11 protein-coding genes are annotated in these 10,489 nt (G+C 43.8%); 2 read left to right on the top strand and 9 right to left on the bottom strand.

From position 1 onward, the window contains the following. Window positions 1–38: 38 nt before the first annotated feature. Window positions 39–1,202, bottom strand: a complete 1,164-nt coding sequence (locus HUJ21_RS07875) for a 1-deoxy-D-xylulose-5-phosphate reductoisomerase (protein WP_291368519.1) — start codon at window positions 1,200–1,202, stop codon at window positions 39–41. Window positions 1,203–1,449: 247 nt separating this feature from the next. On the opposite strand from HUJ21_RS07875, the gene HUJ21_RS07870 reads away from it, so the two are divergent. Further along, a complete protein-coding gene (locus HUJ21_RS07870) occupies window positions 1,450–2,913 on the top strand; it encodes a trypsin-like peptidase domain-containing protein (RefSeq protein ID WP_291368517.1) in 1,464 nt (487 codons plus the stop codon). Window positions 2,914–3,055: 142 nt separating this feature from the next. Here the strand turns inward: HUJ21_RS07870 and HUJ21_RS07865 are convergent, their stop codons facing one another. Then, window positions 3,056–3,436, bottom strand: coding sequence for a hypothetical protein (locus HUJ21_RS07865; protein ID WP_291368515.1), 381 nt, complete (start codon window positions 3,434–3,436; stop codon window positions 3,056–3,058). Window positions 3,437–3,895: 459 nt separating this feature from the next. On the opposite strand from HUJ21_RS07865, the gene HUJ21_RS07860 reads away from it, so the two are divergent. Next, window positions 3,896–4,231: a hypothetical protein gene (locus HUJ21_RS07860; protein WP_291368513.1), complete on the top strand. Its 336-nt coding sequence runs from the start codon at window positions 3,896–3,898 to the stop codon at window positions 4,229–4,231. Between the two features lie 23 nt (window positions 4,232–4,254). Here the strand turns inward: HUJ21_RS07860 and HUJ21_RS07855 are convergent, their stop codons facing one another. The 7 genes from HUJ21_RS07855 to HUJ21_RS07825 form a co-directional block, all read right to left on the bottom strand. Beyond that, window positions 4,255–4,722, bottom strand: coding sequence for a DinB family protein (locus HUJ21_RS07855; RefSeq protein ID WP_291368511.1), 468 nt, complete (start codon window positions 4,720–4,722; stop codon window positions 4,255–4,257). Between the two features lie 477 nt (window positions 4,723–5,199). Further along, a complete protein-coding gene (locus tag HUJ21_RS07850) occupies window positions 5,200–6,546 on the bottom strand; it encodes a serine hydrolase domain-containing protein (RefSeq protein ID WP_291368509.1) in 1,347 nt (448 codons plus the stop codon). A gap of 174 nt (window positions 6,547–6,720) precedes the next feature. After that, the gene (locus HUJ21_RS07845; protein WP_291368507.1) at window positions 6,721–7,470 is read right to left on the bottom strand and encodes a class I SAM-dependent methyltransferase; all 750 of its coding nucleotides are present in this window, start codon (window positions 7,468–7,470) and stop codon (window positions 6,721–6,723) included. Between the two features lie 121 nt (window positions 7,471–7,591). Continuing rightward, the gene (locus HUJ21_RS07840; RefSeq protein WP_291368506.1) at window positions 7,592–7,918 is read right to left on the bottom strand and encodes a multidrug efflux SMR transporter; all 327 of its coding nucleotides are present in this window, start codon (window positions 7,916–7,918) and stop codon (window positions 7,592–7,594) included. Window positions 7,919–8,095: 177 nt separating this feature from the next. Then, window positions 8,096–8,638 carry a hypothetical protein gene (locus HUJ21_RS07835; protein WP_291368504.1) on the bottom strand — a complete coding sequence of 181 codons (543 nt, stop codon included), beginning with the start codon at window positions 8,636–8,638 and terminating at the stop codon, window positions 8,096–8,098. Between the two features lie 27 nt (window positions 8,639–8,665). Then, window positions 8,666–9,139 carry a hypothetical protein gene (locus HUJ21_RS07830; RefSeq protein WP_291368502.1) on the bottom strand — a complete coding sequence of 158 codons (474 nt, stop codon included), beginning with the start codon at window positions 9,137–9,139 and terminating at the stop codon, window positions 8,666–8,668. 50 nt (window positions 9,140–9,189) lie between these two features. Next, complete coding sequence (locus tag HUJ21_RS07825; RefSeq protein ID WP_291368500.1) at window positions 9,190–10,251, bottom strand: alpha/beta hydrolase; 1,062 nt, start codon at window positions 10,249–10,251, stop codon at window positions 9,190–9,192. Window positions 10,252–10,489 lie beyond the last annotated feature (238 nt).

Here is a 10,489-nt window from a genome sequence, read left to right as displayed (position 1 = left end):
AGTAGCAATTGCGCTACCATTATTAATGTATCCATTATTTATAATCTACTGATGATTTGTTCTGTTAATATTCTGGTTTCTTTGTCCGTTTGGATTAGATCATCCAGGCCAGGCCTTTTTATAAAACCAATCTTTTCCATTGTCTGTTCAATTAGGTCTGGCATTTCAAGAAACTTGATTCTGTCCTGCAAAAATGCTGCCACCACAATTTCGTTGGCAGCATTTAGGGTACAAGCTGCGTTCCCTCCTTTTTTGAGTGCAGCGAAAGCCAGTCCCAAATTTTTAAAGGTTTCCATATCAGGTTTTTCAAATTGCAGGTTTGGATAATCCATGAAATCAAAGCGGGGAAAGTTTGATTTCACCCGGTCCGGATAGGACAAAGCAAACTGGATAGGAATACGCATATCCGGTAAGCCAAGTTGTGCTTTTATAGAACTATCTTCAAATTGGACCAGTGAGTGAATGATGGACTGGGGGTGTACGACGACCTCAACCTGGTCTATTTCCAATCCAAAAAGCCATTTGGCTTCTATCACTTCAAGGCCTTTATTCATCATAGAGGCAGAATCAATGGTGATTTTCGCTCCCATATCCCAATTGGGGTGTTTCAGTGCCTGGGCTTTGGTTACCCTGCTCAGGTAGTCCCTGTCCTTTCCCCGAAAGGGTCCCCCTGAGGCCGTAAGGATTACTTTTTCTATGGGATTGTGAAATTCACCCACCAAACATTGGAATATCGCCGAATGCTCAGAATCAACCGGGAAGATATTAACCGCTTTCTTTTTGGCCAATTGTGTGACCAGGTCTCCTGCCACTACCATGGTTTCTTTATTTGCCAGAGCAATGGGTTTTCCGGACTCGATGGCCTTTAATGTGGGTAGGAGACCGGCATATCCCACCAAAGCAGTCAATACGATATCCACCGTATCCATTTGTACTACCTCCGCAAGGGCCTTTTGTCCGGTATAAACCTTAATTGGATGCGCAGACAAGCTTTCTTTTACCTCCTGATATAAATCTTCGTTGCCTATGACCACCACGTTTGGCTTAAATGCCAGTGCCTGTTTGATAAGTAAGTCTTTGTTGTTTTGTGCAGTGAGTACCTCAGCCTGAAATTTATCGGGGTGTTGGCAGAGCACTTCCAGTGTTTGTGTACCTATACTGCCAGTGGAGCCCAGGATGGCAACTCTTTTAATTGTAGACATGGATTTGCTTTACTTGCTAAAAAAAATATGTTGATGCATATAACATCCTATATTTTATCTACTGACAAATTTACAAGGTTAAAGCAGTTTTTCACGTTTTTTCCTTCACTTTTTAGGAGGTCGTTTATTTTGGCATAAATTTAGGAGGGATACAATAGTAATTCCGGATGGTGTCTTTGCTAAATTTTGTTAAAAAATTGGCAGGCCTTTCATGGTTACCGTAAATTAACCAAAAAGCTTTAATGTCATGCTAAAAAACCTTCTTTTAGTAATTGTATCCTTTTTGGCTGGAATCCTGGGTGCATGGTTTTTTACCTTTGCCGTAGAAAAGGAATTTTTCCCGCTTACAGGGGATGAATACAACCAGCATTTCGGTTTCCAGACCACAAATATTGAAAACACTACCCCTGATTCCTTTGAAAAACCCGCTCCACATCCCAGAGTAGATCCGGAATCCTTTATTGTGGCTTCAGAAAACAGTACCCATTCAGTGGTATTTATTAAAAATTTTTCCGGGACAGATTCCCGCAGGTATAGTATTTTTGATTACTTCTTTGGACAGGGAGCTCCCCAACAAACGGTAAGCACCGGTTCAGGGGTGATCTTTTCAGCGGATGGATACATCATTACCAATAACCACGTAATTGACCGGGCCGAAACCATTGAGGTAATCCATAAAAAAAGGACATATAAGGCCAGTTTGATTGGCGCAGATGCGAATACGGATATTGCCGTTTTGAAAATTGAAGCTGAAAACCTTCCCGCCATTGAAATTGGCAGTAGCAGAAACCTTCAGATAGGAGAATGGGTCCTGGCTGTTGGCAATCCATTTAACCTCACTTCAACTGTCACTGCAGGGATTGTCTCGGCCAAGGAAAGACAGATAAATATCATGGGTGGTGAATTTCCACTCGAGTCCTTTATACAAACTGATGCACCTATCAATCCAGGAAACTCCGGTGGGGCACTGGTGAATGTGAAAGGGGAATTGGTGGGGATCAATACGGCTATCTTGAGTCGCACCGGCTCTTATACCGGTTATGGTTTTGCGGTTCCTGTGGATATTGCGGCAAAAATTGCCAATGACCTTATCCGATTTGGAGAGGTACAGAAAGCCATCCCGGGTTTGGAAGTAGAGGAGATCACCCCGGAACTCGCAGACCAAATGAACCTTAATTCTCTGGATGGAGTGATCGTGTCTCGTTTGATTCGGGATGGAGCAGCTGCCAATTCGGGCATCAAAGTAAATGACGTAATCATTGGTATCGACGGCAATCCCATCTCTGGCAAAGGAAGTTTTGAAGAGGCCCTGTCTTATTATTATCCGGGAGATAAGATTACGGTACAATTCCGAAGGGGAAATGAGTTCCAAAAATCAGAATTGACGCTTCAGAATCTATTAGGTGGTACAGGGGTGATCAAACGTACCTTTTATACTTCTCCCTTGCTTGGGGCCAAATTGGAGAAGATTAATGCCATCGAAAGAGACCGATATGGAATTGATGCCGGAATAAAAATTACTGGATTAACCAGAGGCTATTTAAATGATTTGGGCCTGGGTGAAGGTTTTATCCTTACAAAGATCAATGATGAAATCGCAAATGATCCTGAAGAGGTGGGTAAATTTCTGGAGGAATACAGTGGCAGTCTAAAATTAGAAGGACTGACACCCGGAGGCCGGCCCTTTGTCCAGTCTTACAGTATCAGATAGGCGCATTTCCAATAAGCTGCATTTCCATTCATCATATAATAGCGGTAAGCATAAAAATTAAAAGAATCAGGGAATTGGTGATATACTTCCACCTCAATTAGATGAGGAGTCAGCCAACATTTTTTGCTTGTCATAGATACTATCAGTTCAATGCCAGAAGCAAGCATGTAACGAACTGACAAAAAGCTACCGGTGCCCAGATCCGTTCGATTTTACTGGGCGTAATGGTATTCATCAGCGTAGCAATCCCAAAGAAAACGACCATCACCCATATCCCTACCAGGGATAAGGAATAGATCTCTGGAAATGCCCGACCCGCTCTGGCCCAGGCAATGACCATCATCCCGGACAAAATCAAGGCATTGACCAGCGCTACGAAACGCATTTTTGGCGGGTATATGCCGGGGTATTTGCCACCCATAGAGGCAACACCCCAGGGCAAACCGACCGCCAAGCCAAGCTGAAAAAGGATCACTATACTTGTCAGGGCGGTAAAAAGGAAAAGGGATACCGTTTCTATCATTGCTCGTTCGTAAACAGGCCCTTAATGTAATAAAAATCCGCTTGCAGGTATTGAAAAATGGGAAGAAATCCCCATCCCTCGAAACAAATCGCTTAATTTTTTGCCATCAGGGTCCTTACCGCATGCGCAGGATTTTACCGATCCGATTGAAAATAATCTCCGACAATCCCCAGGTATATCAACCAATCAATAGCGTTCAACCCGGACAACGAATATGCTCCTTTCCTGAATGCCTATATACTGTACGCCAAAAACCGGGACATAAAGCAGACTACTACGCTGCTTTTGCAGGAATGGCAAAAGGATAGCAGCCGGCTGGACATCCTGCAGGAAGTGGCAAAAATGTATTATTTCCAGGAAGACTATGCTAAAGCCTTTGTCTACTACTAGCAATTTGTTGCCGAAAGGGAGAAACAGGGACTGGGCATCTATACATAGGAGGACATCAAAATTGGGCTGGTGTACGAGAAAATGGGCTACCCTGAACGTGCGCCAGAATTTTACAATACTTATGCCCAGTATTGCAAGCAGGACCAATCCATCTACAAAAGTGCCAGTATGGCTGTATTGTACACGCAGGAAGGAAAAACAAAACAGGCCATTGAGCAATTGCGCATTTTCTCCCAACAGAAAAATTACCAATACTGGATTGTTTTGTTTTTCGAACTAGACCCATTAATATCCCCCCTCAAGGAACATCCGGAATTTCAGAGCCTGATGCAGCAGATAAAGGATCGGTTCTGGGAAAAGCATGCGGCCCTGAAAAAATCATTGGAGGCCAAGGGATTGATTTAGTGGCAGGAGTGTTTTGGTATTTTTTAGTCCCATATTTCCGGACAGCCTATTTTCATTGTTCTTAAATACGAAAGGAACTGGCCTGCGTGAACAGATTCGTGATATCCAATCCGTAGTAAATATGCTCCGAGAATTTTCTTTTCACCATTTCCCGGGTGGACGATTTCGGTTTCGGTTAATTCCGTATCCGAAAATTGGCCAACAGTTTTTAAAAACGCATTTCTATAGGGTTCAGCAAATTCTAGTTCATCAGCAACACTAATGAATGGCCGATTTTTCCAGGGCGTTTGATAATTTGTCATATTCCCATTATTGATGATAATATTCCAGCCATAATCGGCTTCCAAAACGTGTCTAACCATTTCTATGGCAGTCATGGCTTTCTCGTCAGGTCTCCAATGATAATGGCTCTCGGGAAGTCCATTCCAAATTTTAATGCTCTTTCTCCTTATTTCTGTAAAATTTAAAATTATGAGTTCAGATTGAGTCATTTTTTTCGTTTTCGAGAATGCCAACTCACATTACCGCTAACGCCAGTATGGATCGTAACTTTGGTTTGTGCGGTGGGTATATGGGAATATAATTTTTTACTAAGGAAACATCTAGTCCATGAATGATTTGAAGTAGTGCAGGTTTACTTTATAAATAGTCCGAGGTTTTACTCCCAGTTCAACCTTTTCAAACCATTTTACAAATTCTGCCTGACTATTTTTCTTCGCCATGAGAGTCTATTGTGGGTAAAATCTATACAAGAACACACAAAGGCAGGCAAACTCCAAATACCTGTCTGATATGCATCAATTATTGTTTTCAAATTAATAATTTCGGATAGAAATCATCCTCTCCTGATACCATTTATTTTGAAAGCAACGGATTTAGACCAATATCCAATAATGGATCACACTTTTTTAGCCTATTCGTGGACCATTGTCTATGAAGCGCCTACCGTTCTTTCTGGTACAGATCGGCTACTGACCGGCTAATGTCCTGTTTCCAATCAGGGTGTTGCCGTTGATTTCGATGATCATTTGCTGGTTTTTGAAAAAGATTTTCAACTCATCGGTGTAGGTAAGCCGCAGGTAGCCTTCACCCGCCGCCAGGAGCTCATCGTCCAAAAACAGGCGCCCCTCAAATTCATGCAGGCGTATCTGTTCACGGTCCATGCCCAGGTGTTTTTTTAGCTCTCCTCTCACAAAGGTATATTGCCCCATCTGGTCCGTATAGGCCCCTGGATCAGCGAGACCGTCATCTGAAGGCAGGGAAACAGGCTGCCCTCTCGCTGTCAGGTACAGGTCCCGCAGCAATTGCAGGATGGGGGTGTTGCCCCAGTTGGAGGTGATGCCTATAAAATCACCACTCTCCGGCATGCGAATGATCACGCTCTTGGTACCGTACCCGCTGCCGGCCGCAAAATAAATTTGCTCCTCACCAAAATATTTGATACTCCAGCCATACCCTTCCGAATCGGATTCCCCGCTTTTTATTTGGGGCTGGAACATCAATTCGGTATACTTCTCTGACAGCAACTGCTGCGCTTCCAGGCCTTTAACGAAGGAAAAAAGATCCGAGGGATTGGAATACAGGCCACCACCTGCATTGTCTCCAAAATGCTTGCTCCTTTGGGCAAATTCCAGCCCATTGGCGGAAAGCCGGTAGGGTTCGGCTTGTCGTTCCACCACGTTTCTACCCCGGTAGTACCCCGTGTTGTCCAGGTGCAGCGGCCGGATAATGCGGGCATCGATATATGCTCCATAGTCCATTCTGCTGACCTGTTCGATCAGCGCGCCCAAAAGTATGATCCCGGAATTGGAATATTCGTACCGCTCCCCCGGATCAAAGAGCAGATTTTGCTTCCCCACCAGCCCTAGCTGCTCAGTAAAAGTCAGTTCATCCTCCGGCTGTACGCCCGATTCCCTGGGTAGTCCGGAGGTATGGCTCAGTAAGTGGTGCACGGTGACGCGGTCTGCCCAATCTGCCTCCAGATCGTTCAGGTATGCTGAAATTGGTGCCTGCAGCCCGATTTTATTTTCCTCAGCCAACTGCAGCACAGCCACAGTGGTAAAAATTTTGGAAATAGAGTTGATCGAAAAGCGGGTATTGGGATGATTTTTTTGGTTGAAACTTCTATTGGCCATACCATAGCTTTTCTCAAATGTCTTTTGGTTATCAGAGACAAACAAAATGGTGCCTGAGAAGCCATAAACTTTTTGATAAGATGCGGCCAGGCGTTCGAATTTAGCATTAAGACCAGGCTCCTGAGAAAAACCAGTAGAAACGTGCAATAAAAAGAGCGCAAAAATAATTTTTATGTTCACAGCTATCTCGTTTTAGATGATGGATCAGAAAGCTTCAAAGCCGAATCATGCCAGCAGGGCTTCGTGTTGCAACAGGACGAAGGCGGGACTAAATTACTCGGCAATTTTTTTTTAATTTCAAACCAACGCTCCTTTCGCACTGATTTTAGAAGACTTAACCTGACATTTCTTTCCCTATATTTTCTTTGCAATATAAAACCCATAACTGTAATGGTCCTTGTATTTTTGATACCATTCCATTTCCATTTTCGTATCTTCAACCACTTTTTTGGCAAGTTCAGAATGCGCGAGCTGATCCAGAAAAGCTGCAAACCGCTTTTCCAGAGGCTTATAATAATGATTCGTCCAGCTTTCCGGCGAAAGATAAAAGTAGGCTACCGGTGAAAAACCATTGCGCTCCAATATCCTGATTTTATCGGATGCGGTAGCGATTTCCGGGTAGACCTGATGCCAATAATCCTCAATTTCTTTTGGCCGGACAGGACTGATCCAGGTGATTTCACTCAGGGCCAAATAACCCCCGGTTTTCAGGAAATTCTTCCAGTGCTTTATACCGCTTTCAAAACCTATATTGTAAATGGCCCCTTCGGACCAAATCAGGTCAAATTCTCCATTCCCGAAAGGCAGTTCATCCATGGATGTACAAAGGGTATTGATCTGGTTGGTTAGTCCCAGATGCTTTGATTTTTTTGTCAACTCATCCAGGAAAGCGGGAAACAGGTCAACGGCTGTGATTTGCCCACTTAGGTTCCTGGCCAGGGTAATCGTCTGTGCACCAGTACCGCATCCCAGGTCTGCTACCTTTAATTTCCGATCCTGTGGCAGGGGGATGAACTCCAGCGCTTTCAGCGTATCCGCCTCACTGCCCGGCCCCAGCCGATCGGAGTTTTTATGCAATGTTATCAATAGCTCCAGTTCATTCATTTGCTTTTTCCTTTTTCCGGATGACTGCATGAACGCAAAACCAGCTAAACCTCCGGCAACAATATCCCTTCGACACTACCCTGTTGGCGATTCCCTATTGCCAATACCTCTCCGGATCAGGTCAGTGCGAAACCACTTTTAGTCCGATAATGGAGGCGATCAATGTGCTGATAAAAAACAGGCGCCAGAAGGTAGCCGGTTCCTTAAAAATCACAATTCCAATCAGTACCGTCCCTACAGCCCCAATGCCGGTCCATACCGCATAGGCCGTTCCGATCGGTAGCTGTTGGGTCACCTTTACCAACAGCAGCATACTGATGCCAAGGCAAATCAAAAATCCCAGGTACCAGTAGGTAGCCTCTAGGCCGGATGCTGCTTTCGCTTTGCCGAGGCAGGCAGCAAAAGCGACCTCAAATAGGCCAGCAATCACCAATAGTATCCAATTCATTTGCGTCGGTTTATGTATTCGGCTGCAATATCGGTTTATTTTTTTATTTTATTGAACCAGTTCCTGCATGGCTTTCGTAAAACTACAATGCGCCGGAGCGCACGACCGATACGGAAAGTATCGCATTCGGAAAAGGGAGCATATAGCAAAGTAAAGTGGATACAAAGCACCGCATATTTACCAAGGGAAGAGGTAAGATGAGGTTCGTTGGATAACTTCCAAAGGGAAAGGTTGGTACCTGCCTGATTGTGATCGGGAGACAATCCTTTTTCTCAAGTTGTCTTCCAGTGCTTGTTTCAGTCGCCCGGGTTCCGGTGTTCCAATCATAACCGACTTTTTTTTGTCCTTACGCATATAATCGATCTTGACTGCCTTCGAACCCTGTATATTGTACAGCATGCCTTTTGGCGTTATCCGGATTCCCAGTCCGTAGTACCATGGGGTTCCGATAATCTCTGTTCCCAACAGTTTGTCCATTTCAAATGTAATTCTGATCAGGCCAATTCCATAGGTCAGCCGGAGCGTCGATTCACTGAGTTCAACGGTTAGTTTATAAAACAATAATCCAAGCGTCACGAAAAACAGCTCCAGGACCAGGAATGGGGTAAAAGGTAGTGGCTTACTTCCCCATTGATTCACAAAGGCGAGGAAGAGAAAGATGCTGACCGATCCAAAGATCGTTATTACTATCCAGCCGGTTTGTGACTTCCTGTATACCATATCACCAAATTAAACTTACCTTAAATTTCATTCGCCCTTCTTATTCGTTCGGCGCTTTGCTTCTTTGGTCAATGCAAAGCTCTCCCTTCGCGTAATATTTTTGATATATTCCACTTTCCGGAACCGCAAGGCACTCCAGTCCTCGTCAATGGCAACCTGCCTGACCGCCTCAAGCCCGTAATCACCAAGGATCCCAAAACCCGTGTCCCGGTTAAAATCACATTTGTACTGCTTTGAACTGGCTTTGGGATAACATATCCAGATGACCACATCTCCCGGCAGCTTTCTTTCAACATCGGAAATAAAGCGATCGATTTCCGCTTGGGTCATAACAAAACAAATGGCAAATGTTACCGCCTCAGGCTTAGCGGAATCATTGTAAATGGTCACATCAGTAGATTGGGCCAGTGCATCCAGTTCTTTTGTAAATGATTCGGGCGCACTGACCACCAGGATTTGCTCCTGCCCCTTATAGTTTAGCTTTTTGAATAAAGGTGTCATATCATCCGTCTTCGTTAAACACTTTGTGATTGGATTTTGTCGATGGTATTTTACTTTTGCGATAAGATCTGATTGATTACTGCAAGTTGTTTGTCAACGATCGATTGATTGTGCCCATGTGCTGCATCAGGCACTAAAAAATATTCCTTTTTTGGGGCCTGTATTTTGTCAAAATAAGGTTTGGTGAGCTCTTTTGGGGTCAATATGTCTTGCTCTCCCTGTATTAGATAGACAGGTATTTCAATTACCAAACCATCCTTGTCGAAATCAATCCCTGAAACCATCGATTCTATCCCAAGTTTGGCATGTCCGACAAAATTGATAAAGGAGTAGTCATCCCCATCATTTCTTGCTTTCCTATCATTCTCATTGTCATATTGAGCTGCTATTTCCCACCATGCGTCAGGAGCAGGAATAGAACGATCTCTCTCATATTTTTTTACTATTCGCAACAATTGGCCGTAACTTCTGGCATCATCATAAGGTGGCCCACCTAGTTCTTCAAGCATATCCAATGAGGTACTATCCTCAGATTCAATAGCCAACTCATGAACCTTATTATAAGCATAGTCGATATTTCTGGAAAAATTCACTACCTGAGCGTGGCCCAGGTAGGCATCAAAAATCTCAGGGCTATCTAAAATCATCTTCATGCCAAGAATAGAACCCCAGGAAGTGCCCACCAGTATTAGTTTTTGTTGATTAAGGTAATCAAGAATATACCTTGTAAGCTCGACCCCGTCTTTGGTCATCTGTTCTACCTTCAATGGATTCGTTGCAAAAAATTCTTCATTTATGTCAGAAGGAGCATTGCGGCCAAATGTTTTTCCGGCTCCCCTTTGGTCCCAATTTACTAAAACGAAATCCTTCTCCCAGCCGGCATACATATGGTTATCAAATTGACTCAATGTACTTCCCGGACCACCATGCAGAAAAAAGATAATGGGATTGCTTTTATCATCACCTACTATCGTAACCCATTGCTCAATTCCCCCGATGGATACGAATCTCTCTTCATTTATAGATTCACTTTGGGCCCTCAACAAAGCGGTGGTCGTAAAGAAAAATAGAATTAACAAGCAGGAAATTCGTTCAATTTTAATGTTTAACATGTTTAATGCATTAGTTTCCAACCAAAAGCATCTACTTGCTACAAGGATTTGCCTGGAGTAGACAGGAGTAAATACAGCTCAAGTTTCTCACCGAATCGTTCATCGGACGGGCATTGCGACCGGCTCCTCATGTAAATAAACCGTTCTGTTTTCCTAAGATATCTATTTGTGAACCAATTTCAAAGTCAGCAACAGGCAGGGAACAAGGAAATGGCGCCTCCAACTACGAGCACTATTC

Origin of the sequence: Cyclobacterium sp. (assembly GCF_014762705.1) — a bacterium.
In the GTDB taxonomy this organism is placed as follows: Bacteria; Bacteroidota; Bacteroidia; order Cytophagales; family Cyclobacteriaceae; genus Cyclobacterium.
Note: the sequence above shows the minus strand (reverse complement) of the source record. Positions and strands in the feature narration are given on the sequence as shown.

Bases quoted from the DNA above. Each gene is read 5' to 3' on its own strand.
- HUJ21_RS07875 (WP_291368519.1), bottom strand. From the start codon at position 1,202: ATGTCTACAATTAAAAGAGTTGCCATCCTGGGCTCCACTGGCAGTATA.
- HUJ21_RS07870 (WP_291368517.1), top strand. From the start codon at position 1,450: ATGCTAAAAAACCTTCTTTTAGTAATTGTATCCTTTTTGGCTGGAATC.
- HUJ21_RS07865 (WP_291368515.1), bottom strand. From the start codon at position 3,436: ATGATAGAAACGGTATCCCTTTTCCTTTTTACCGCCCTGACAAGTATA.
- HUJ21_RS07855 (WP_291368511.1), bottom strand. From the start codon at position 4,722: ATGACTCAATCTGAACTCATAATTTTAAATTTTACAGAAATAAGGAGA.
- HUJ21_RS07845 (WP_291368507.1), bottom strand. From the start codon at position 7,470: ATGAATGAACTGGAGCTATTGATAACATTGCATAAAAACTCCGATCGG.
- HUJ21_RS07840 (WP_291368506.1), bottom strand. From the start codon at position 7,918: ATGAATTGGATACTATTGGTGATTGCTGGCCTATTTGAGGTCGCTTTT.
- HUJ21_RS07835 (WP_291368504.1), bottom strand. From the start codon at position 8,638: ATGGTATACAGGAAGTCACAAACCGGCTGGATAGTAATAACGATCTTT.
- HUJ21_RS07830 (WP_291368502.1), bottom strand. From the start codon at position 9,139: ATGACACCTTTATTCAAAAAGCTAAACTATAAGGGGCAGGAGCAAATC.
- HUJ21_RS07825 (WP_291368500.1), bottom strand. From the start codon at position 10,251: ATGTTAAACATTAAAATTGAACGAATTTCCTGCTTGTTAATTCTATTT.